The 24,503-nt window shown below is 35.6% G+C and carries 20 protein-coding genes and 3 pseudogenes; 15 read left to right on the top strand and 8 right to left on the bottom strand.

What is annotated here, in order from left to right:
* Positions 1 to 7 precede the first annotated feature (7 nt).
* From tpiA to CBF33_RS02430, 11 genes and pseudogenes are all read left to right on the top strand, one after another.
* The gene (tpiA, locus tag CBF33_RS02480) at positions 8 to 763 is read left to right on the top strand and encodes a triose-phosphate isomerase (RefSeq protein WP_126761280.1); all 756 of its coding nucleotides are present in this window, start codon (positions 8 to 10) and stop codon (positions 761 to 763) included.
* Positions 763 to 2,286, top strand: coding sequence for a 2,3-bisphosphoglycerate-independent phosphoglycerate mutase (gene gpmI, locus CBF33_RS02475; protein WP_126761278.1), 1,524 nt, complete (start codon positions 763 to 765; stop codon positions 2,284 to 2,286). Before tpiA ends, gpmI begins: the two co-directional genes overlap by 1 nt.
* A 122-nt stretch (positions 2,287 to 2,408) precedes the next feature.
* On the top strand, positions 2,409 to 3,704 hold the full coding sequence (eno, locus tag CBF33_RS02470) for a phosphopyruvate hydratase (RefSeq protein WP_023605527.1): 1,296 nt from the start codon (positions 2,409 to 2,411) through the stop codon (positions 3,702 to 3,704).
* Between the two features lie 131 nt (positions 3,705 to 3,835).
* Positions 3,836 to 4,399 (top strand): annotated as a pseudogene (locus tag CBF33_RS02465) (recombinase family protein).
* Between the two features lie 88 nt (positions 4,400 to 4,487).
* Complete coding sequence (locus CBF33_RS02460) at positions 4,488 to 6,026, top strand: AbiH family protein (protein WP_126761276.1); 1,539 nt, start codon at positions 4,488 to 4,490, stop codon at positions 6,024 to 6,026.
* A 31-nt stretch (positions 6,027 to 6,057) separates the two neighbouring features.
* Positions 6,058 to 7,164, top strand: a complete 1,107-nt coding sequence (locus CBF33_RS02455) for an AbiH family protein (RefSeq protein WP_126761274.1) — start codon at positions 6,058 to 6,060, stop codon at positions 7,162 to 7,164.
* Positions 7,165 to 7,279: 115 nt separating this feature from the next.
* A pseudogene (locus tag CBF33_RS09655) lies at positions 7,280 to 7,393 on the top strand (hypothetical protein); the annotation flags it as partial.
* Between the two features lie 406 nt (positions 7,394 to 7,799).
* A complete protein-coding gene (locus CBF33_RS02445) occupies positions 7,800 to 8,744 on the top strand; it encodes a restriction endonuclease (RefSeq protein WP_244919673.1) in 945 nt (314 codons plus the stop codon).
* Between the two features lie 109 nt (positions 8,745 to 8,853).
* Complete coding sequence (locus tag CBF33_RS02440) at positions 8,854 to 9,990, top strand: GTPase (protein WP_126761271.1); 1,137 nt, start codon at positions 8,854 to 8,856, stop codon at positions 9,988 to 9,990.
* A 322-nt stretch (positions 9,991 to 10,312) separates the two neighbouring features.
* Positions 10,313 to 10,864: an RNA polymerase sigma factor gene (locus CBF33_RS02435; protein ID WP_126761269.1), complete on the top strand. Its 552-nt coding sequence runs from the start codon at positions 10,313 to 10,315 to the stop codon at positions 10,862 to 10,864.
* Positions 10,861 to 12,264: a DUF4179 domain-containing protein gene (locus CBF33_RS02430; RefSeq protein WP_126761267.1), complete on the top strand. Its 1,404-nt coding sequence runs from the start codon at positions 10,861 to 10,863 to the stop codon at positions 12,262 to 12,264. The genes CBF33_RS02435 and CBF33_RS02430 overlap by 4 nt, the downstream gene beginning before the upstream one ends.
* Before the next feature lie 37 nt (positions 12,265 to 12,301).
* Here the strand turns inward: CBF33_RS02430 and CBF33_RS02425 are convergent, their stop codons facing one another.
* A complete protein-coding gene (locus CBF33_RS02425) occupies positions 12,302 to 12,928 on the bottom strand; it encodes a carboxymuconolactone decarboxylase family protein (protein WP_126761265.1) in 627 nt (208 codons plus the stop codon).
* 189 nt (positions 12,929 to 13,117) lie between these two features.
* On the opposite strand from CBF33_RS02425, the gene CBF33_RS02420 reads away from it, so the two are divergent.
* From CBF33_RS02420 to CBF33_RS02405, 4 genes and pseudogenes are all read left to right on the top strand, one after another.
* The gene (locus tag CBF33_RS02420) at positions 13,118 to 13,468 is read left to right on the top strand and encodes a hypothetical protein (protein ID WP_126761263.1); all 351 of its coding nucleotides are present in this window, start codon (positions 13,118 to 13,120) and stop codon (positions 13,466 to 13,468) included.
* Positions 13,469 to 13,997: 529 nt separating this feature from the next.
* Positions 13,998 to 14,426 (top strand): hypothetical protein, encoded by a 429-nt coding sequence (locus CBF33_RS02415; protein WP_126761261.1) that lies wholly within the window; start codon positions 13,998 to 14,000, stop codon positions 14,424 to 14,426.
* Positions 14,427 to 14,598: 172 nt separating this feature from the next.
* Positions 14,599 to 15,453: pseudogene (locus tag CBF33_RS02410) on the top strand (Cof-type HAD-IIB family hydrolase).
* A gap of 329 nt (positions 15,454 to 15,782) precedes the next feature.
* On the top strand, positions 15,783 to 16,469 hold the full coding sequence (locus CBF33_RS02405) for a hypothetical protein (protein WP_126761259.1): 687 nt from the start codon (positions 15,783 to 15,785) through the stop codon (positions 16,467 to 16,469).
* Between the two features lie 52 nt (positions 16,470 to 16,521).
* Here the strand turns inward: CBF33_RS02405 and CBF33_RS02400 are convergent, their stop codons facing one another.
* The 7 genes from CBF33_RS02400 to fni form a co-directional block, all read right to left on the bottom strand.
* On the bottom strand, positions 16,522 to 18,252 hold the full coding sequence (locus tag CBF33_RS02400) for an ABC transporter permease/substrate binding protein (RefSeq protein WP_126761257.1): 1,731 nt from the start codon (positions 18,250 to 18,252) through the stop codon (positions 16,522 to 16,524).
* Positions 18,245 to 19,456 carry a quaternary amine ABC transporter ATP-binding protein gene (locus CBF33_RS02395; protein ID WP_126761255.1) on the bottom strand — a complete coding sequence of 404 codons (1,212 nt, stop codon included), beginning with the start codon at positions 19,454 to 19,456 and terminating at the stop codon, positions 18,245 to 18,247. The genes CBF33_RS02400 and CBF33_RS02395 overlap by 8 nt, the downstream gene beginning before the upstream one ends.
* 124 nt (positions 19,457 to 19,580) lie before the next feature.
* Entirely contained in the window at positions 19,581 to 20,195 is a 615-nt protein-coding gene (locus CBF33_RS02390; RefSeq protein ID WP_126761411.1) for a GntR family transcriptional regulator, read from the bottom strand.
* A 113-nt stretch (positions 20,196 to 20,308) separates the two neighbouring features.
* Positions 20,309 to 21,271: an L-lactate dehydrogenase gene (locus CBF33_RS02385; RefSeq protein ID WP_126761253.1), complete on the bottom strand. Its 963-nt coding sequence runs from the start codon at positions 21,269 to 21,271 to the stop codon at positions 20,309 to 20,311.
* Positions 21,272 to 21,353: 82 nt separating this feature from the next.
* Complete coding sequence (locus tag CBF33_RS02380) at positions 21,354 to 22,643, bottom strand: alcohol acetyltransferase (protein WP_126761251.1); 1,290 nt, start codon at positions 22,641 to 22,643, stop codon at positions 21,354 to 21,356.
* A gap of 14 nt (positions 22,644 to 22,657) precedes the next feature.
* Complete coding sequence (locus CBF33_RS02375; RefSeq protein ID WP_126761249.1) at positions 22,658 to 23,335, bottom strand: DUF6320 domain-containing protein; 678 nt, start codon at positions 23,333 to 23,335, stop codon at positions 22,658 to 22,660.
* 82 nt (positions 23,336 to 23,417) lie between these two features.
* The gene (gene fni, locus CBF33_RS02370; RefSeq protein WP_126761247.1) at positions 23,418 to 24,491 is read right to left on the bottom strand and encodes a type 2 isopentenyl-diphosphate Delta-isomerase; all 1,074 of its coding nucleotides are present in this window, start codon (positions 24,489 to 24,491) and stop codon (positions 23,418 to 23,420) included.
* Positions 24,492 to 24,503 lie beyond the last annotated feature (12 nt).

Raw genomic sequence — 24,503 nt, 5'->3', positions numbered from 1 at the left:
CATATACATGCGTAAACCAATTATTGCAGGAAACTGGAAGATGAATAAAACAATCAGCGAAGCATTAGACTTTGCTGAAGCAGTAAAAAACAAAGTACCTAGCCATGATAAAGTGGATGCGGTGATCGGTTCACCTGCTTTATTCTTACACGGTTTAGTAGAAGCAACAAAAGGAACAGACGTTCAAATTGCTGCTCAAAATAGCTACTTTGAAAACAGTGGTGCGTTCACAGGTGAAAACTCACCAGCAGCTTTAGCTGACATGGGCGTTGACTACGTTATTATCGGACATTCTGAACGTCGTGAGTACTTCCACGAAACAGATGAAGATATTAACAAAAAAGCAAAAGCGATTATTGCTAATGGTATGACACCAATCGTTTGTTGTGGTGAAACATTAGAACAACGTGAAGCCGGCGAAACAAACGCTTGGGTTAGCGGACAAATCGAAGCTGCGCTTGACGGTTTAACAGCAGAGCAAGTAAGCAACTTAGTATTAGCTTACGAACCAATCTGGGCAATCGGAACAGGTAAATCATCAACAGCTAAAGATGCGAACGACACTTGTGGTGTAGTACGTGAAACAGTAGCGAAAAAATTTGGCGAAGAAACAGCTGAAAAAGTACGTATTCAATACGGTGGAAGTGTTAAACCTGAGAATATTAAAGAGTACATGGCTGAAGAACATATCGACGGTGCTTTAGTCGGTGGCGCAAGTTTAGAAGCAGATTCTTTCTTAGCATTATTGGAGGCAGTGAAGTAATGAGTAAATCACCCGTTGCGATTATTATTTTAGACGGTTACGGTAAACGCGATGAAACAGTCGGTAATGCCGTAGCACAAGCTAACACACCTAACTTTGATCGCTATTGGGAAACATTCCCACATAGTACATTAAAAGCAGCTGGTTTAGATGTGGGACTACCTGAGGGCCAAATGGGGAACTCAGAAGTTGGACATACTAATATTGGTGCAGGACGTATTGTTTATCAAAGTTTAACACGTATTGATAAAGCAATCACAGATGGCGAATTCCAATCAAATGATGTTTTAATCGAAGCGATGGACCATGCTATTAAAAATGATTCGGCCCTTCACTTATTCGGTTTATTATCAGACGGCGGTGTTCACAGTCATCAAAACCATCTTTATGCATTGTTGGAAACAGCTAAAGAAAAAGGCGTTAAAGAAACGTATGTTCATGCCTTCTTAGATGGACGTGACGTAGCACCCACTTCAGGCGCAGGTTTCATGCAAGAGTTAGTCGACAAAATGGCGGAACTTTCTTATGGTAAAGTTGCGACAGTTACTGGTCGTTTCTATGCTATGGACCGCGACAAACGTTGGGAACGTGTTGAAAAAGCGTATAATGCGTTAGTAAATGGGGAAGGTGTTAAAGCAACTGACCCAGTACAAGCGATTAAGGATTCTTACGCTAATGGCGTCAATGATGAGTTTGTTTTACCAATCGTAATTGAAGAAAACGGAGAGCCTGTTGCGACAGTTAAAGAGAATGACGCTGTGATTTTCTTCAACTTCCGTCCAGACCGCGCCATTCAATTATCAAATGCCTTTACAGATAAAGAGTGGGAGTTCTTCGCAAGAGAAACCCACCCTGTTGTCAAATTTGTAACGATGACTTTATATAACCCAAGTATTGACGCGAAAGTGGCCTACCCACCAATCGAGCTTAAAAATGTACTTGGAGAAGTATTGTCAAACGCTGGTTTAAAACAACTACGTATTGCTGAAACAGAAAAATATCCGCACGTTACTTTCTTTATGAATGGCGGACGTAATGAAGAGTTTCCAGGAGAAAGTCGTATTTTAATCAACTCACCAAAAGTTGAAACTTACGATTTAAAACCTGAAATGAGTGCTTACGAAGTAACAGATGCATTAGTTGCAGATATTGAAGCTGATAAACATGATGCGATTATCTTAAACTTTGCAAACCCAGACATGGTTGGTCACTCTGGTATGTTAGAACCAACGATTAAAGCAATCGAAGCAGTGGATGAGAATCTAGGTCGTGTGGTAGATGCCATTTTAGCGAAAGACGGTTATGCTGTTATTTTCGCAGATCATGGAAACTCTGAAACAATGATGACACCAGAAGGTAAACCACATACAGCACATACAACGGTTCCGGTTCCTGTTATTGTAACGAAAAAAGACGTGACATTAAGAGAAGACGGTCGTTTAGCAGATGTGGCGCCAACAATGTTAGATTTATTAAATATTGAACAACCGGTTGAAATGACTGGTGAAAGTTTAATTAAGTAAAGGCTATTCATTGCATCTTTACTTAAAAAAACTTAAAATAGAGCTTGAGGAGTCATCCTCAGGCATAATAACCTTAACGAAAAATCACTGATTTTTCACAACAACAAAGGAGAGAAAAAAACATGTCAATTATTACAGACGTATACGCACGCGAAGTCTTAGACTCACGTGGTAACCCAACAATCGAAGTAGAAGTTTACACAGAAAGTGGTGCTTTTGGACGCGGTATGGTTCCTTCAGGTGCTTCAACTGGTGAATACGAAGCCGTTGAATTACGTGATGGCGACAAATCTCGTTACTTAGGTAAAGGGGTACAAAAAGCAGTTGACAATGTAAACAACGTAATTGCTGAAGCAATTATCGGCTTTGACGTTCGTGATCAAATGGCTATTGACCGTGCTATGATCGAATTAGACGGAACTCCAAACAAAGGTAAATTAGGCGCTAACGCTATTTTAGGTGTTTCTATCGCTGCTGCTCGTGCTGCTGCTGATTACTTAGAAATTCCTTTATACCACTACTTAGGTGGATTCAATACTAAAGTATTGCCAACACCTATGATGAACATCATTAACGGTGGTTCTCATGCTGATAACAGCGTAGACTTCCAAGAGTTCATGATTATGCCTGTAGGAGCAAAAACATTTAAAGAAGCTATCCGTATGGGTACTGAAGTATTCCATAGCTTAGCAGCTGTATTAAAATCTAAAGGCCACAGCACAGCTGTTGGTGATGAAGGTGGATTTGCACCTAACTTAGGTTCTAACGAAGAAGCTTTGGAAGTTATTATCGAAGCAATCGAAAAAGCTGGTTACAAACCAGGTTCTGACGTTCGTCTAGCAATGGACGTTGCTTCATCAGAATTCTACAATAAAGAAACAGGTCTTTATGACTTAGAATCTGAAGGACGTTCTTTAACTTCAGCTGAAATGGTTGCTTTATATGAAGAATTATGTGCAAAATACCCAATCATCTCTATTGAAGATGGTTTAGACGAAAACGACTGGGATGGTTTCAAACACTTAACAGAAGTTTTAGGCGAAAAAGTTCAATTAGTTGGTGACGACTTATTCGTTACAAACACTGAAAAATTAAAACGTGGTATCGAAGAAGGTATCTCAAACTCAATCTTAATCAAAGTTAACCAAATCGGTACTTTAACTGAAACATTTGAAGCGATTGAAATGGCTAAAGAAGCTGGCTACACAGCTGTTGTTTCTCACCGTTCAGGTGAAACAGAAGATGCTACAATTGCTGACATCGCTGTCGCAACTAACGCTGGTCAAATCAAAACTGGTTCTGCTAGCCGTACTGACCGTATTGCTAAATACAACCAATTATTACGTATTGAAGACCAATTAGGTGAAGTAGCTGAATACAAAGGTTTAGCTTCATTCTATAACTTAAAAAACAAATAATCCGTTAAACGGATCTTGATATTCTTTTGGAATTAAAACTATTCGGACGTAACACCCTCTAAGTGATTAGAGGGTGTTTTTTGTTGTTATAAGAGTTTTTCAAAATATTCAATAAGTAGGTAGTCTTTGAGATAGAAAAGTTAGAAAGACAATTTCAGTTTTTAAAAAGTTCAAAGGTTAAAAAGATTTTATCAAATAAATTAAGTGGTAAATATAATAATCGTCCACAACTAAAAGTGATGCTTAACTATATTAGATAAGATGATATAATAGTTGTGTCGGAATTAGGCAAGATAGGACGAAATTACAAAGAAATAACTAGTATCATGAATCAGATATAAGACAAAGGAGCTACACTTGAAATCCTTAATTTGCCATCTCTGAACGGTATACAGGACGATAACTTGAGAAGGTTACTAAATAATCTAATCATTGAATTGTTTAAGTATACTGCTGAAAATGAGCGTAAACAGATACGTAAAAGGCAAAGACAGGGTATTGAGTTAGCGAAAGAAAAAGGTAAGTATAAAGGTCGCCCTTTGGCTTATAGTGCTGATTCAGCGGATAAACAGAAGCGTGTGACATATGAAAAGATTGTTGAGATGTTAGAGAAAGATGTTCCTATAACTCAGATTTCTCAGGAGTTGGATGTGGGTAGGAATACTATTTATAGGATTAGAGATGGAAATAAGTAGTTATTGATATTAAAGTTCTTAAGGTAGAAACAATGAAAGATAGATGCATTACTAAAAAGAATTATATCGAAAAGGAGAAGAAATAGGTTTGAATTTAACGTTTATGATAGGGAATGGTTTTGATATTAATTTAGGATTGAAGACATCCTACAAAGATTTTTATAATCATGTGTTAAAAAAATATAATAATAACGATAATTTAAAGAAAAATATATTTTTAGAAAGAATAAGTAAGAATATTGAAGATTGGCAAGATTTTGAAAAGATGATGGGAATTTTGACTTGTTTTGATTCAAAAAAAAGTAATTTTGCTTATAGAATTAATAATTTAGATTTTACTTTATCAGCAGAAGAAGTAGATAATCTTATAGATTCAATCTATGGTGGAGAAAGTGAGGTTAATTGGAAGAGTTATTATTCAAGTTTAGAGTTTTTTACAAAAGAGTTCCAATTATATGTCATTGAACAGCAAAATAGTGTCCTTGAAAAAATGTCTAATATTGATAGAAAAGAAATTATTGAACAAACAATAAGTCGGTTTTGGGAAGATTTTGATGAAGAATCCAAAAGATGGTATTTTGAAGAAATAGAAAATGAAATTAAAATGTTGAAGACCTTTATAGTTTCATCAGTAGGAAGCAGTAAAAAAGAAAGAAAATTAAAATTTACACTAAATTTTTTGAACTTTAACTATACTTCAACATTAACAGAAATAGTAAATTCACTATCTACTAATGAATTAAAAAAAATAATTATAAACAGCTTAACAGAAAATATTAGCAAAGAAAAATTAGATGGTGTTGAATTAGAAATAGTGATTACCAATAATCACGTACATGCAACAACAAAAACAGGGATGTTTTTAGGAGTTGACAATTTCAATCAAATAAATCCCAATTTTTTTAATAATATTAGAGCTCAAGAACTTTTAATTAAGCCCGAACGAGTACAAGATAGACTTCCAACTGAATTTGAGGCATACCATGAAATAATATCAAATTCAGATTTAATTTATATTTTTGGAATGTCTCTTGGGGAAACAGACAAAATGTGGTGGCAATTATTAATAAATTTTTTAAATAAAAATAATAATTCAAAAATAGCAATACATAGTTTTTCTCCAAATAAGATATTAAATCCTTCTGAGTTAAGTTACGATATTAACATAGATGAAATAAAAAATTTACTATTAAGACATGAAATATCTTTTTTTAATGATCAAGTTGATAGGAAAGAAGCTAGGAAGATTAGAAGTAAAATAATACCAGTTATGAATAGTAAAATTATGTTCAGGTTATCAACTAATTATTTCTGGACAAAATTAGAAGCAATAACTATGTATGAAGAATTAATTTTTAATTCAGAGAATATTAAATATTTTGGAATATCTATCTCAAATTATTCGCATGATTTATGGAAAGAAATTGAGAATAACAGTAATCAAATAGTATTATATCGAAGCGATATAAATGAAGTTAGAGGAGAATTTTATAAATTTATTCGAAATAATGAAAGTACTGAAATTTATATTTATAAAGACGAATCAAATTATCCTGAATTTCCAAATAGTAGGTTAATTATTGATAATAAACTAAGTTTAGTAAATGAACATTTCATTTTTGATTAAATAAAATTCTGATTTTATAGAGAGGTAAATTATGAAAGATAAATTGGCAATAATTGGAAACGGATTTGATATATCACATGGACTTAAAACAGGATATTTAGATTTTGCAAATACGTTACCAGTAGATAAAAAAAAAAATTGGGAAAAAATACTTATTGAAAGTGAAGTTCATCCAAACACGTGGTACTCATTTGAAGATGCAATAGATAAAATTACAGCAAAATGGCAGGAAAAATATTTTAATACTATTGTAAAAGAGGACGATGAGTTCACAGAGGAAGTCCTTTTGAGCAAAATAGAAGAAATAAACTCGATTTTTTTGAAAATGAATATCTTATTGATGGATTACCTTATGGGAGAAGACAAAAAAACTATAGACTTAAAAAGTAGTGTAAAAAAAGCCATAGATTTAGATACAAATATTATTAATTTTAATTATACACGTACAGTTGAAAATTATGACAATATTAATGTTTATTATGTTCATGGTTCTTTAGGGGAATCTGAAATAGTACTAGGGTACAAACAACGTGCTGAACCAACTGGTATCATGTCAGAAGCAACGGTTTTTGACAAAAAGAAACTAAGAGAACAATTAAATTTTAGGCGACATCTTATCAGTCTTGGCTTAAGTGAAGAGGATTTAGAAAAAGAGATGGTTGAATTTAACTCTCATGTAAGACGAATGTTTAGTGGTAGAGGAGGATATGTATTTGATTATTCACCTTCACTAAATAAAGAATTTCTTGATTATACAAACGAATGGTATAAAGAAAATGGATGGTCTTTATTTAATAGATTTAGAAAAGCAGACCCTATTATGTATCCATATTTGTTGGATGAACTATTAAGAAATGAAAGACTTGAACAAATGTCAAAAATTATAAATGATTATGGGGAAATGAATAGTTTTAGCCCAGCATCGATTAGTATGGGAATTGATTTTACTAATGTTAAAGAGTTGATTATATTAGGTCATAGCTTAGAAGCTGATGAAGAATTGATTGTAGATATTATCAATGAACTAGATAATTTAGAAAAGATTAAACTATTTGTTTACAGTGGAGAGGACTATTCAAATAAAATAAATTTTTTGAATAATGTATCAGATAGAAATGTTGAAATAGTATATTATTAATTACAAGAATTGCTAACTACAAAATGCATTCTAGTTAGTAGTACGCTACATTATAATTTTAGGAATGTTGATATATAAAGCTTTATGTGGTATGATTTTCTTCAAATAAAAGAAAAGTTCGTCTGACCGTATTGCTAAATACAACCAATTATTACGTATTGAAGACCAATTAGGTGAAGTAGCTGAATACAAAGGTTTAGCTTCATTCTACAACTTAAAAAACAAATAATCCGTTAAACGGATCTTGACATTCTTTTAGAATTAAAACTATTCGGACGTAACACCCTCTAAGTGATTAGAGGGTGTTTTTTTGTATAAAAGTAAGAAGAATAGCCATTAATTTGCATACAGAAAAAACTAATTGGTAAAATATCAAGTATGTTACAAGTATTGACTAAATATATAAAGGCTTTTTGGTGTTCGAATCATTAAATTATAATCATAGCAAACTATGATATATATTTTTAATACAAGCATATACTTGTTTGTGGGTAAAAATTTATATAACTGATATAATAAATTAGAAAGTTTATAAAACTTATCATTTGATTTATTTTTATTATAATAACATATAAATTTTAGATAAAAGATGGTTTTTTAAATGATTAATTAGTAATTGTGAAAGGAAGATAGAATTGAATCAACAAGCAGAAAAATTTATGAATATGTCTGTATTAGAGAAAGAGAACATGATTATGCCAGAAGTAATTAGATGTTTACTTTCACTCGGTGGAGAAGCGAGTAAGAAAGAAATTGTTAGAGATTTGATATTAACTTCAGAAACGATACCAGAAGACTATATTGAGTTTTCAAAAATATCTAAACGAACTGGAAAAAGTTATAAGCCTTTTGATTATCAATTCAATTTTGCGGTCAGGAATTTAGAATTTGCTGATTTTGTTATGATTCCCAAACGGGGTATGATTAAATTGACCGAAAAAGGTTTAGCTACTAATTTAGCTACATTTGATAGCGAGTCAATGGTAAGAAGTTTATCAGAACCTATTTTTGAAGCAAATAGAAATAAAAACAAAAGGATTGTTTCAGAGGAAACAATTATTAATGATTCTGAAATACCTGAAAGTGTAGAAGAACACGGGTTAGAAAATAGTCAAGCTGATGCTTGGAGATTTTTGTTAATTGATGCATTAAAAGCAATGTCTCCTAAGAAGTTTGAACTTTTCTGTCGAAGATTAGTAAAACAGATGGGAGTAGAAATTGATTCGAAAATTGGTACGCAGTACGTAGCAGATGGAGGAATAGATGGATTTGGTTATATTACTTCAGATGAGTTTAGAACAACTAGGGTGGCTATTCAAGCAAAAAGATGGGAAGGATCTGTATCCTCACCAGAAATAGATAAATTTAGAGGTTCAATGGATAAACATAACGCAGAATTTGGTGTATTTATTACAACATCGTCATTCACTAAAAATGCTATCGAAGCTTCAAGAATTGGTACTAGAGTAATTACATTAATTGATGGTGAAGCTATTTGTGATTTAGTTGCGAAATATCAGTTAGAAGTGACTCCTGTGCTGACTTATGAACTAGGGAACTTTTACTTGTTTGAAGAATAACAATCATAAAATGCAACAAAATTTGACTTGATTTTTATATTCATATTAGTTATTTTTTATCGATAAGTGTTATAATGAATGCATATTAGATAACGTTAGGAGAATCGTTATGGAAAAGGATTTGGAGGAGTACAAAGAGTTATTCAAAAATGCTTATGAAGAAGTAAAGAAAGAGAATCAAAACCTAGATTATGTTAACTTAGTTGTTGCAGGTAAGAGTGGTGTCGGAAAATCGACGCTTATCAATTCCGTATTTGGTCGACAACTAGCAGATACGGGTGTGGGAAAGCCTGTTACCGATAAGATTACACTGATTGAGCAACCTGATTTTCCAGTTAGAATTTATGACACAGTAGGATTTGAATTAGCTAAGTCTTCTTTTGATCTTACAAATGTATTAAAAAATGTTGGTGCAAATGATATAAAAAAATTAATAAAAAAATCGAGACACTCAGAACATATTTCAGAACATATTCATGCGGTGTGGTATCTTATTTCGGGTAGTGGTTCGCGAATAGAAGATGAAGAAATGAAGTTGATTAAATGGATGAACGATCAGAAACTACCTGTTATAGTCGTTTTAACTAAGAGTTATGACCGCACAGAATCCGAACTATTACGTGATGAGATTAATCGATTATTACCTGAGGTCAAAGCGACAGTTTCTGTGTTAGCACAATCGACAGACCATCTAGAAGCTTTTGGTATTGAGGAGTTAGTCGAGCAAACTTTTCATAATCTTCCAGAAAGCCTTCAAATTTCATTTATTCACTCTCAGGAGGCTTCATTAAAATTAAAACACTCTGAAGCTGTGAAGGTGATTAGTATGAGTATGGCGAAGAGTTTTATGAGAGAAGCAATTCCTTTTGCACAGCTTTCTACTAGAAGTATATTCAATAATCAAATACAGATGCTAGCAAAAATAACATCTATTTATGGAGTTAATTTTGAAAAGAAAAATTTAGAAAAAGCATTATTATCTATGATAAATTTATACGAATCAGCTGTACCTAAGAAAACGATAAAACAAACGGTTGATAATAAATTAGGTGCCGTTGCAAAAAACTCACAAGGGTTAATATCGGGTGGGTTGGATATGATTTTTGTAGGAGCATTAGGTTATGCCTATACAGAATTGATGTCATTAGTTGTAAAAAAAGATATCGATTTAGAATCATCATCCGTCGAAGATATAACAGAGTTATTAATCGAGTTGTTACCTAGCTTTATGCCTAAAATGAAATAAATACATTTGAATAGATTGTGTGAATAATTATAGAATTCTTTGGTCTATTTACCAAATCAGTCTGATAATTCTAGATGAAATCAAGCGATAAATAGAACAAAGTAAGTGTAGCGCCCCCTAATAGACTATCTATTGGGGGCACTACACTTTTTTTCGTACTCATTTAAGAAACATTGTCTAAATCGATTTTTCTCGTGTCATCGGTATATTTTGGGTGAAAATATGACACAATAAATGTTAACGACAAAAATATCTAAGTTTTTTTAGGAATTATCAAAAACTAATTGTACTGTATGTGAGACCGTAAAAAGGAGGGAAGCACATGACAGATGAAGAATACTTGACAGCCTTGCTTAATCGAGATGAAGAGGCGCTCGATCAGTTAATGACGCAGTATAGTCGCTTGCTTTGGTTAATCGCCACAAAATATCTTTCTGACGTGTCATCGAACACAGAAGACATCGAAGAAGTTGTGAGTGATGTTTATTTAAGGCTTTGGCGTCATCCAGAAGGGTTTAATCCTGCGCGAGGTAGTTTAAAGACGTATTTAGCTATTCTGACACGAAGTATAGCACTAAATAAGCGAAAAGGCCTGACAAAACGCATTTTTAACGCTCTTGAAGATGATATGTTGGATAGAGAGCCATTATTGGAAGCATCGTTTGATATGGATTGGGAGGCTTTTTATGAGGCTGTGATGACATTAGATCCAGTGACGAGAGAAATTATTATTCAGCGTTATTTCTTTGATCGACAGCCGCGTGAAATTCAAGCCTTAACAGGATATGAAGCTAAGTATATTGATAACCAGTTGTATCACGGAAAGAGAAAACTCGCACGTCATTTTAAAGAGTTGGGAGGAGAAATAGGATGAAACGAATTGATAAAGAACCATTTGAATCATTATCCGAAGAGCAATTAAAAGAAATGGAACAATTTATTGAAGAACCATTGACAGATGAACGTTTGATGACGATTAAAAACCGCGTGAAACGTGAAATCGAAAATGAAAATAATGAAAAAGAAGAGAAGGTTGTGCCAATGAAAAAACGAGGAAATAAGCGGTATATGTGGGTCGCCGCAGCAAGTCTCATGTTATTAGTAGGATTTGGTATGCGTGATGAAATAAAAATTGCTTATCAACGTGCGTTTGGCACAGAAGGAGAGCAACTATTAAAACAAGTTGATTCTTTAGATGAAGTTGCAGAAGACCAAGGATTACGGCTAACCGCCAAAAATTCATTTAAAGATGGTGATACGACCTATGTGATGATGACTTTACAGGACTTGGAAGGTGACCGTCTTGCGAAAGATACGCAAATCGACGCATGGGAAATGTTGAATGGTGGGAATACACGTGTCGTTGATTATAATGAAAAGACGAAGACAGCTGTTTTATTAACCTCGGCTATTAGTTGGGAGGAGCATGAAAACCAAGGCTTTTTATTACGTCGATTTAAAAGTTATGAACAAGAGAATACTAATCAAGTCGCATTGGATTGGGATAAGCTGATACAACCACAACCAGAATGGGAAAAGCTAAAAGTATCAGACGGTATAGGTGGAGGGTATCGTTCAGAAGCACTTGATGCTCATAAGCTAGACTTTGATGAGCTAGCTAGTCAAAACTTAAAACCAGGCGTTCTGAATCAGCCTTTGGATGAAACAGAACAAATTATTTTAGAGAACGCGGCGTATAAAGATGGCTTACTACATTTACTCGTACGTTACCCTAATGATTTTCAACATGATTACTTAGACGTTTCATTAAATAACGAGGGAAAAGCGATAGAAAGTATTGCTAGTTTCAATGCTGGAAGAGGAACACATCGAAATGAAACGGGTCGGACGGATTTTATCGAATTTGTGTTTGATGTCAAAGAAGATACTCTTAAAAAGGCCCAGTTATCAGTAGAAACACGTTCAATGAAAGAGGTAGTAGAAGGAAACTGGGCGATTCGTTTAGCTGAGCCAACGGCGTTAAAAAAACAAGAGTTAAGCGATGTGGCATTAACCAGTCATACTCAGTTTACAAAATTATCTTTTTCAGGCTTATCCTTAACCGGCATGTTAACATCTGATACGACTGAAGAGATACCTGTTGAATTGATCGCTGTGTTAAAAGATGGCAGTAAAAAGACGCTGATTGCTGAAGAAGATCAAGTAGTGTTAAATTCAGAAGATGCTGATCAATCACTTATGTTTAATTATATTTCTTTGGAAGAAGTTCAAACATTATACTTAAATGGAAAAGAACTTCCTTTATCAGATTAAACTAAAAGTCGCTTAAATTTTTTTAAGCGACTTTTTTTTATGCGTGTTTTTCTTTATCTAAACAAACAAATGTAGCTTTAGGTTGTTTTGTTAATGAAGCAAGGAGAGAATGAACGAGTGCAATAGGCAGGAAAAGAAGAGCTGCCACCAACATTCCCCACTCATATGCTAGTGTTGTTCGCTCATCTTTTTTGAAAATGGGGCGTTTGGAAATGCGTGAAAAAAGTGACCCAATAGGGATACCAAAAGTATTCCCCATCATAATCACTTGAACAGAGGCTAAGATTGCTTCGGCTTGTTTTTCTCCATATAGTGTGATTAAGTGTTCCCATGCTTTTTCTGACACAGCACCACGTTGATCTGCGACGTGTTGAGCGAATAAAATGGCTGCTTGTTCATGCTCAGGTGTATCATCCATTTCACCACCTAAGAGTTGGCTAATTTCGGTTTGATTCATACCGGATTCTAGTGCTAAGGTGGTATGTCCATACGAACAAAGATTGCAGCCATTAACTTCTGTAACAGCTAACATAATACGTGAATTAAAATGTTCCGATAATAATCCGCTTTTTCTCGCTTTTTGGAGAGTTGGCATATTTCGTAAAGCATAGTAAAGGGTTCGATATGCTTCTGAGAACGTTGCAAGTGACTTTTGTTTTAACATTGTGAAATTGGCACCTTTCTTTCATCTTATTAATATCTCTATCATAGCTGAAATAACAATGATTTGGAATTTTTAAGTTCTAGAATAAGCTGCGTTTCACTAAGATTTTAACAAACCATCTTTTAAAAAGCAGGATAATCGCTCGGACAAGTGGGATTTGATAAAATAGAGATAAGAGGTGGCGAGACTATGAAGAAGATGAAAACAAAACTAACCGATATCTACGTCCCAAGTTTTATGAAGTTTGATAAATGTTGTATAGATGATGCCAGTGATATTCAGACTATGAAGCGATTAGCTGTTGAGCAGGAGAAACTAGTAGACTTTACTCAATTAGTTAAAAAAACACGAATTCATGATGAATGGACGAGCCATCGTCACGACGCAGCAATGATTGTTTGGATTGGTGAAGTACCATATGATTTAGAAGGCTATCATCATTTGTATGAAATCGCGCTCATGCTTAAACATAATGGACTGTGGCAAGATTTTTCAACCTTTGATTATGATAAACGTGATGGCGAGCTATCTTTAAACTGAATAATTAAAACTTCGCTTATACTTATAGCGAAGTTTTTTGATATATAAATCAAAAAAATACCTTCTCAATGATATATCTAGTTTGGCATAATCGCCCTAAATTATTATTGTTATCGAATTGAAAATAATCTCATGATAAAGATAACTAAATTAAAAATGATAAAAGTTATTATTTTTAGGTTTGCGGTTATATCTACAAATAAATAAAGTGTAAGGGTTTACAAACCGTGATAAATTGTGTTTATTAAAACATTAGGAGGAAGTATCATGAAAAAGTCAAAAAAAAGGATTAATCGCTTTACTAGCAACTTTAGTTATTGGATTTGCAGGGGTCGGAATCGCATCTGAGTTTATTAATTGGGGTGGAGAAGATAATATTGATGCTATTTATCAAGCCGTAGATGATTTAGATAGTCAATTAACACTTCGTAAACGTGATCTGAAAAAAGCTGAAGGTGAAGTAAAAAGTGCGAAAGACAAATTAAATGAAGCGATTAGTGAAAAAGAAGTTACCGCTAATGATTTACAAGTGTTAAATCAAGAATTACAAGAAAAGCTTGTCGAAATTGAGATAATCAATGTCGACTTGGATGCTACCAAAAATCAAGTAACTGAGAGAGATGCTATCATTTCTGACAAAGAGAAGAAGGTAGAACGTCAAGCTGAATTATTACAGCAATATGCCGACGCTCTAGAAGATACAAGTGAGAAAGTAAATATTTTAGATGAAAGAATTAAGAACTATATAAAGGAAGTAGATAATAAAGAACTTGCATTGAAACAGAGTCAAGCAGAAGTTTCACAATTAACAGCTGAAAAAGAAGCATTATTAAATGAAAATCAAGCATTAAAAGCATCTCAAACGGACACTGAAGCTAAGTTAGAAAAAGCGTTAAATGATGTTGATATGTTAAGAAAGCATGTCGAGAATAAAGTCATCGAACAAGCAAACGAATAATTAAACATATATGAAGACAACGTATACCCACTGCGTTGTCTTTTTTGATAGATTTTTTTCAATGCTAACTGAAAAAATGACGAATAGAAAAAACTTTATCAGAATTGATGGGATAATACACTACTTGCTGCTTTTTGGTTATAATAGAAGTATCTTAAAATGAGGTGAAGAGATGAAAATAAAAGCAATCGTTTTAGATATTGATGGAACGTTATTAACCGATGATAGGCAAATAAGTGACGCGACCATTACGTCCTTACGTCAACAACAAGAAAAAGGGGTCAAGGTAATTTTAGCTTCAGGAAGACCGACTTCTGGTATGATGCCGTTTATTAAAGCGTTAGAGCTCGATCGTTTTGGTGGCTACTTAGTTTCGTATAATGGCGCAAGTGTCTATGCGTGTCGTGAACAAGAAGAGATATTTATTCAAGCGCTTCCGATTTCAACAAGTCAGTAAATATTAGAGCATTTAAAACAATTTGATTTAATCCCAATGATTGCTCACGATGACTATTTATATGTCAACGATGTTTATAATGGAATGTTGTCGCTTGAAAATGGTCCTTTTAACATTATTGAGTATGAGGCAAGAGGCGGGCGGTTTAAATTATGTGAGAAACATGATTTAGCAGCGTTTGCTACGATACCACTTCATAAAATTTTAGTAGCTGGTCAACCAGAGTATATCCAAGGATTAGAAAAAGAATTACGAGAACCTTTTGGTGATACGGTTACTGCTAGCTATTCTGCGCCGTTTTATTTTGAATATACTGATAAAGGTGTCGATAAAGCCAAGACATTAGCTAAGGTGTTTCAACCAATGGGAATCTTGCCTGAAAATATCGTAGCGTTTGGCGATGGACATAATGATTTAACTATGATTCAATACGCCAAATATGGTATTGCAATGGGAAATGCTGTTCCTGAATTAAAGGAAAATGCCTATGCCATAACTAAAAGTAATAATGATGATGGAATTGCCATTTTCTTAAATGCAGGGCTGAATTCTATCGAATCACTCAACTAGGAAAAGTATCCCTAGCCGATATTTAATTCATCATATTATTCGATTCTCTCAAATTTAAATATTTTTTCACAAATACTATGATGCCGAATTATACAATACTATACCTATTAATTAATAAATTAACGATAGTAAAGCTTGATTTATCAAAACGTTATCCGATTTACTAAATGAAATAATTGTTCAACCTTGAATAAAGAAAAGCGTTTTTGTTTGTGAATAAAAAGTTATCAAACATTGCATATCGTTATGTAATTTTAAAATTTGTTATTATTATTTTTTGTGTTAAAGTTTCCTTACTAAAGAAACAATTTAATGGAGGAAACATTAACATGGAAAAAAGAATTTTTGTAGGATTAGTAATACTGTTAAGTAGTTTTGGCACGATGAGTTTGGCATCACAACTACTTAAATGGGGTGGAGAAGAGGATGTAGCTGCGATTCACGAAGCGATAGTTGACTTAGATAGCAAATTATCAAACAAAGAAACACAATTGCTTTCAACAAAAGATTCAATGTCCCAATTGACACAAACGTTAAATGCCACTCAAGTTGACTATCAAACCGCTCAAAGTCAATATCAAGCCTTATTAGCAGAGAAAGAAAATCAAACCGATGAGTTAAAATGGTTGGAATCTGAAATTGCTAGACTCCAGTCTGAGAAAGATACAGATACACATGAACTAGCAAGCTTGAGAGAAAAAATGGAACGTCGTCGTATCGAAGCGATGGACCGAGAAAATGTTTTAGCTGAACAGTTGGCACATGCTAACGAAGCTATATTAACTATCGAAGCGGACATAAAAGGCTATCACAGTACAATTGAAACGTTAGAGAAAGAAAGCAAAGCATTATCAGACGAAATTGCACAAGTAAAAATTGAAAAACTAGCTTTAGTACAAGAAAATCAGCAGTTAAAAACAGCTAAAAGCGATAGCGATGAAAAGTTAGCGGAAGCATTGCGTGAAATTAAAGAACTACGTTCATTCGCAGAAGAAACCGTTGATAAACATGAATAAAAAAACCACACATTGAGGCGATATTATGTCGTTTCAATGTGTGGTTTCTATTTTATTTAAGCCATGCTTTAACCGTATCAGGATTATCTTTAATCCAGTTTTGTGCTGCTTTTACAGGGTCTGTACCACTATTTATTTCTAACATGACTTTTTCCATATCGTCTTTTGACCATTTGAAATTCTTTAAAATGCGATAGGCTTCAGGTGAATCTTCTTTTAAGTTTTGTCGCGCCATTGTATTAATGGTTTCTTCAGCACCCATTGCTTGTTTTGGATCTTCAAGATAGTTTAAATCATATTTTGCAAACATCCAATGAGGTGACCAGCCCGTAATGACAATTGGCTCTTTTTTCTTATACGCTTGTCCAAGTGCGACGGTCATAGCGCCAGAAGATGAGGTTTCCAGTTGCCAATCACTTAGGTTATCGTAAGCAGAAAGTGTTTCTTCTGCGGCTTTTACAACACCTGCGCCAGGCTCAATACCTGTGATAGTTTGATTTGCTTCGTCAGTCAATTCGTCTATGCTGTTGACATTCATGTAGGAAGGAACAGTAAGACCGACTTTCGCACCTTCAAGGTTTACACCGAGATTATCAACCTTATCTTGATACTGCTCATACTGAGCACCATGCGTATTAGGGAGCCAAGCAGCTACCATAGCATCTGATTCGCCATTAGCGATAGATTCCCACATAATAGCATTATCAAGCGGGGTAATCGTCACATCAAATCCTTCTTGTTTTAAAACTTCGGCAATGACGTTCGTCGAAGCGACTTCAGTATCCCATTCCACATAGGAAAGTGAGATGGCTTCTTTTTTATTTTTATTTGTGACTAGTGAGTTAGCTGTCAGAGCTGCAATGATAACTGCTATGATAGCAATTGTCGTGCCTATTTTACGTTGACGAGACATAGGCTCTTTAGTCGTATCTTTTTGTGTTTTCGGTTTATTGAGATACTGCGTGAAGCGGTCGATAATAATCGCTAAAATAACAAGTGCCACCCCACTGACAAAACCGTTTCCGACTTGTGCGCGCTGTAATGCTGATAACACGCCACGTCCGAGCCCCGGTGCTCCAATCATTGAGGCAATAACGACCATAGATAGTGACAACATAGTTGTTTGGTTGACACCTGCGAGAATCGTACTTTTAGCTAGTGGTAATTCTAATTTAATTAATTTTTGCCAACCGGTTCCGCCAAAAGAGTCTGTCGCTTCAACTAGCTCGGTAGGCACTTGGCGAATCCCTAGATTAGTAAAGCGAACAGTAGGTGGTAGCGCAAAAATAACAGAGGCGAAGACGCCCGGTACCATTCCTATTCCGAAAAAGGCCACAGCAGGTATTAAGTAAACAAAACCTGGCATTGTCTGCATGAAGTCAAGAATCGGTGTGATAATTTTTTCAGCTAAATCACTTTTCGCCATTAAAATCCCAAGTGGAATCCCAATCAGAATGGAAACTAAACTTGAAATTAAAACAAGGGTGAAAGTGTTCATTAACTCATTCCATAATTGCTGGTTATAAATAAAAAGCAGTCCTAGAAATGTAAAGACGGTTAATCCCCATTTTTTATTTGAAATCCAAAAAGCCAGGAAAGTTAAGAGTCCAATAAAGACGAAAGGTGGAATCCATAGGAGTAGTTGAGTTACATTTTCCATGAGTCCTTGTCCAAAAGATTGGAAGAAAGAAAACAATCCAGCAAAAGTATCGGTCATCCATTCGGTTAAGTTTTCCACCCAGTCGGCGACTGGAAGAGGCGCCATTAAAAAGTTATTAAACATTTGCCGTCACCTCCATTTGAGTATCTTTTTCTGACGTGTCGGTTAGTGATTCAATGACACTTCCACGTATGATAACACCTAAAAGTTTTTCATTTTCAACGACAGCAAGTGGTGTCGGTGAATCATATATAAGAGGGAATAGCTCACTGACTAAAGTATCTTTTGTGACAGTAATAACATCTGGATTCATTACCTCTCGAAGGGCACGTTGCTCTTTACGTGCAGTCACGGCCTCATCTGCCGTAAGTGTACCGACTAAACGACGTTGACGGTCGACAGCCATTAACATACTGACTTCTTCACTTCGCATTTTTGAGAGAGCCACGTTGGGACCATCAATATCAACATTTGTTGTAATAGCAGGCACCATAATGTTTTGTGCCGTTAAAACGCGCGCACGATCGACATCTTCAACAAACTCTCGTACGTAGTCATTGGCTGGATTGGTTAAAATTTCTTCTCCAGTGCCAATTTGCATGATTTGACCGTCTTTCATCAAGGCAATACGGTCGCCTAAACGTAAAGCTTCATTAAGGTCGTGGGTGATAAAGATTATGGTCTTTTGCACGTTCGCTTGCAAATCAAGCAATTCATCTTGCATTTCACGACGGATTAAAGGGTCTAATGCGGAAAAAGCTTCATCCATAAGTAAGATTTCAGGGTCATTGGCTAAAGCACGAGCTAAGCCGACACGTTGTTGCATCCCACCAGAAAGTTGGTCTGGATATTGGTCTTTAAAAGATAGTAAACCTGAATTTTCTAAGGCTTTTTCAGCTTTTGTTACGCGTTCTTCCTTTGAAATACCACGTAATTCTAACCCTAGTTGAGTATTTTCTAAAATCGTACGGTGAGGGTAGAGGCCGAAGTTTTGGAACACCATGCTCATTTTGTGACGACGGACATCACGCAATTCTTCTTTATCCATTTTAGCAATATCTTGACCATCTATATAAATATCCCCTGATGTTGGTTCGATTAAACGATTAATCAGACGTATCAGAGTTGATTTTCCACTTCCAGAAAGTCCCATAATGACGAAGATTTCACCTTCGTTGACTTCGAAATTGGCGTCATACACTCCAACTGTTGCCCCTGTTTTTTCTAAAATTTCATTTTTAGGTCGTTGTTCTTGTACCATACTCAACGCGGCTTGGTGTTTCTTACCAAAGACTTTTGTGAGATGTTTGACTTGAACTTTTACCATTTATTTCACTCCTTTGATTTTCTTTTTATTATCAGAAAACATTCTGAAAATAAAGTGACCATACAATCTTAACATCGTGTGGTCACTTTGTCAAAGGATAAAAAAAAGAAGAGCTTTTGCTCTTCTAAGCTGTTCCATTCGGATAAAAATAGTTAAACATTTTTTGTTTGGCATACTCGTCTCCTACAAAGTACAGACAGTCACCTGCTTGCAACTTAGCATACGGACCAGGGGAGAGAAGTAACTCATCGGCATGTGAAATAGCGACCACTGTAGCAGCTGTTTCATGCCATAGGTTCAGTTCACTAATACTTTTTTCAAGATGAGAAGCTTCATCCGTCAAGACTAATTCAGCTGGAATAAACGGACTAACTTGGTTCATTTTTTTGGTTTGTTGGATTAGCCGTTCGATTTTTTGTGCCATATTATCAAACTCTTGCTTTTGTGTTTCAATACTCTGAAATACATCTTGCTTAATCTCTTGTATAGATTGTATATCACGATGTTGACTTAGTAGTTCTTCGGCTTTTATTTTAGATGAAACAATCGTGCCGCTGCCATGTTTCGCCTCCATAATGCCTAAATCAACAAGCACATTTACAGCTTTACGTGCTGTCTCTGGCGATACGCCAAAGGTATTAGCAAGTGTGGATCGTGCGTGGATTTTTTCGCCAACGCGATATTGACCGCATGCAATTCGTTCAGAAATCTCAATGGCGACTTGTTGGTAACGTGGCATGGTCACTTTTTTTGTATTGCCCACTTACTGATGGCTCCTTTCTAATCGCTTTTCTTTAGTATACAATAAAAAACACTCGCTGTGTTAAATCACAGCGAGTGCCGATAGAGAGGTTATCCTAATTGTTCAAACGCTTTCGTTTGCATTTCACGAATTGTTTGCACGGATTCACTCATTTTTTGTTTTTCTAAATCGTTTAATGGAAGTTCAACGACACTCTTAAGCCCTTGACGATTGATAATAGCCGGTGTACCGATACAAATATCAGAGACGCCATATTCGCCTTCTAATAAAACTGAAAGAGGGAGAATCGCATTTTGGTCGTTAAAAATAGCTTGGGTAATTCGAGCTAAGGCGACAGCGATACCGTAGTGAGTGGAACCTTTTCGTTGAATAATTTCATACGCGGCATCACGCACGCCAGCAACCAGTTCGATGAGACTTTCTTCCGTGACGTCAGGTTGTCCTTTCATCCATTCGTAGACTTGTAAGCCACCAATATTAGCGTGTGACCAGACTGGGAACTGGGAGTCACCGTGCTCGCCGATAATATAGGCATGAACGTCACGAGCATCTACATCCGCAATCTGTGCTAATGACTTTCTAAAACGAGCGCTATCAAGAGATGTACCAGAACCGATGACCTGATTTTTTTGTAATCCTGAGAATTTTAAAACGGCATAGGTTAGGATATCAACCGGATTACTTGCTACTAAGAAAATACCGTTAAAACCACTTGCCATGATGTTTTCAACAATCCCTTTTGTAATGGCTAAGTTTTTATTGACTAAATCTAAACGAGTTTCACCTGGTTTTTGTGCAGCGCCTGCTGTTAAAACGACTAAATCTGCATCATGACAGTCTGCATAAGTAGCAGCGTATATTTTTTTAGGAGAGGTAAAAGCCAAACCGTCTGATAAATCGAGTGCATCGCCTTCACTTTTTCCAACATTTAAATCAATAATACCTAATTCACGACCGATGTTTTGTGTCACAAGAGTAAATGCATAACTGGAACCGACATCACCAGCACCGACTAGAATAATCTTTTCTTTTGAATGTGTATCACTTAACATAAAATACCTCCTTATTATATCGCTATCTCTATTTTACTACTAAAATTTGTGAAATAACAAGGAGGAGCTATATGAATACGTTTTATTCCGTTATAGTAGGATCGAAAGATGCTTTTAAGTCATTGCTATAAACAGAAATGTTTATTCCTTCTTGAGCAGCTAGATAGGAGAAGAAGTACTGAATAATATCTTTTTCAGCAATATTTTTGATAAAGTTAATGCTCAGTGTTTCTCCAAGAGAAATCACTCCGCATGCCATCGGACTTTTTTGAGTGGGATAGGCGTAGACTTCAGCATGATAGATGTGTTCTAGCATTGTTTCTGGTAAAGAAAGTTGTCCTAAATTAGTTAGATTAATGGTTTTGCGACGTTCACTAAGATAGCCAAAACCAATCCGTACCGCAATTTTTTTTATAAAAAGCGGGATGAATTTAGACGCAATATTTCGCTCAAAGTTTACGTTGTGATTAATCAATGACTGTAAATATGTTTTATTGGTCTTTTGGACTAACATCTCTTGAACGAGTGGTACAAGTTCCGCAACCGTCATGTCGTCGGTCATATAAGCGCCAACGTTAACCACACTAAAAAAGTTACGTAGCGTTTCAGAAGGGAACGCTTTACGCAAATTGACAGGAACAGCGATAACAATGGGTTTTTTTGTTCGTTGTTGTTTTGCCCGTGCATGATAAATAGAATAAATAAGTACCGATGCCAAGTATGAAGTAATCGAACCGCCATATGACTTAGCAATGGCATTTAGTTCTCTACTATTTACAAGACCGCTTATCACACTTGTTTCATATTCATCTAGAGTAATACCTTTAATATGATAAGAAGGTGGGCTTGAAAAAGTTTCAGCGTATACAGGCGTATAATTTTCACTAAAACTATCTTCCATTTCCTGTGACTTGACCGTTTCATTTGCTTTTAAAATCCCTTGTTGAGAGGTGTCTATTTCAATGCCTTGAAATTCAAAGTAGTAATATAAAATAGATTTTAAGAGTTCTAAAGCCCCACTTCCGTCCGCAAGTGCGTGGAACATTTCAAGGGACAGACGGTGGTGGTGGTATAGCACGCGTAGCGAATAACCTTGGTCTTCGGGTGTGATAGGCGTACATGGTGTCATCTCATCCGGTTTCACTTTTAAAGGCTGTTGATTTTCATCTAAATAATTCCAAAAGACGCCCTGTCTTAAACGGACGGAAAACATCGGAAAGCGTGGCATAACACAATCGACAGCTTTTTGTAAAATATCAGGTTTTACAGGTTCTTTTAAGACGACTGAAAAACGGAAGACTGATGAGTTGCGTTGATTGGTTACCGACGGAAAAACTTTTGCAGCGTTGTCTAAACGATACCATTTATACACGTTGTTCACTCCTTTTAAAAATGAAATCTTTTTTGTAATTCATACATCAGTCTTTTCCCAGAAAATATCCAAATTCCTACTGCAGTCAGTGTTCCGTATAAAATACTTAGGACGCTTGGCCAAAGAACCGTGACAGCTTTAAAAAAGAAGAGGAGCAAGGGAAGTGAGTTGACACCGATGATAAGTAATAAATAGCCGATATCGTCACGCCACATCGATTTATTTTTAATCGACCATAACGTCATCAGTAACCCTGTTCCAATACCTAGAAACGGAATGGCGTAGTTTAACGACCAACGTAAAAAATGATTCGATACGTCAATAACAATCATTAACGTGCTGAGGATTAAGTAATTGTACCAAAGTGTTTTAGCAACTAGATTGATATAAAAACGACGATACAGTTCTCGTGCTAAAAACCAAAAATAAAAGAGTAATATGGCAACAATAGGTGACCAAGCGTGGGAGAATTGACTCCAAGTTAAAGCGTTGGTCGCAATGGCAAGTGTACTAAGTACAAAGGTTACAAAGAGCCATACTTTAATGGTTTTTCGATGTTTATGTCGTTCTTTTTGATAATGTGGAAATGCTGTTGGAGAGGGAGTAGCGTGTTCATTTAATGGAAAGTCGCATAACGGACAGTGCGTATGTTCAGAAGCGACTTCGACTTGACAACGTAGACATTGCGTCATGTTCATCTTCCTTTTCAATATCATTTTTATAATGAGTTAATGGTTTTAGCATAGCATATTTTTGATAAAAAAAAAGGAAGAGTTAACTCTTCCTGAAATCAGATCGTCGTGCGTAAGCTTGCCAAGGGAGTTGACGGGCTTCACACCAGTCTTTAACAGGTCCTTGGATGACAACGTCTGTTTGTTTGAGCTGTTCAATTTTTTCTTGACCTAGCAATGTCATTAACGTTTGAATCGTATTTTGCCATTCTACAACCGTTTCAATCGTAGCGTTCACACCATGATTTAAGACACTATGCAAGAAGAATCCAGATACACCAACCGCTTTAGCTCCTAAAGCCAGTGCTTTGACAACGTCCACTGGATTTTGGATACCACCAGAGGCTAGAATGTCAATAGAGTTCATGACACGCTGTGCTTCGATTAATGAGATAGGCGTCGACTGTCCCCAATTTTCTAAAATCGATAGTTCTTGATGTTCACGTCGTGCGTTCTCGATTTGAACAAAATTGGTACCACCACGACCACTAATATCGACTGTCGTGACGCCTGCTTGCATGAGTTGTTGAATCGTACGCTCACTCATTCCAAATCCGACTTCTTTTACTATCACGGGTTTATCGAGTGAGTGAGTAAGGGTCGCAATATTGGTCAGCCATTTTTCAAATTGTCGTTCACCTTCTGGCATTACTAGTTCTTGTGGGGCATTGACATGAATTTGAATCCCGTCAGCCTCTAATAATTCAATGGCTCGCTTGGCATTTTCTAAAGAGTGTTCAGGGCCTAGATTAGCGAGTATATAGCCGTCAGGGTGCATTTGACGAATGACACGATAGCTTTCTGCAGTTTCAGGATGTTTTAATCCCGCACTGACTGAACCAGACGCCATTAGCAAGCCTGTTTCACGCGCGACTATCGCTAAATCGCGATTTATTTCATAAGATTTATCACTGCCACCTGTCATCCCGTTAATGTAAAAAGGGGAAGTCAGCTTCATGTTCGAAAATCTTGTTTCTAAAGAAACATTCGCTTGGTTGATCTCTGGAAAGGAATGATGGACAAATTGTAAATAATCAAAATGACGCAAAGGACGACTATTATAAAAAGATTCGGCTAAAGCGACATGTTCATCTTTTCGATTTTTATGAATACTCAATTTTTTTCCTCA

The organism is Vagococcus lutrae (genome assembly GCF_003987555.1).
Taxonomy (GTDB): domain Bacteria; phylum Bacillota; class Bacilli; order Lactobacillales; family Vagococcaceae; genus Vagococcus_A; species Vagococcus_A lutrae.
Note: the sequence above shows the minus strand (reverse complement) of the source record. Positions and strands in the feature narration are given on the sequence as shown.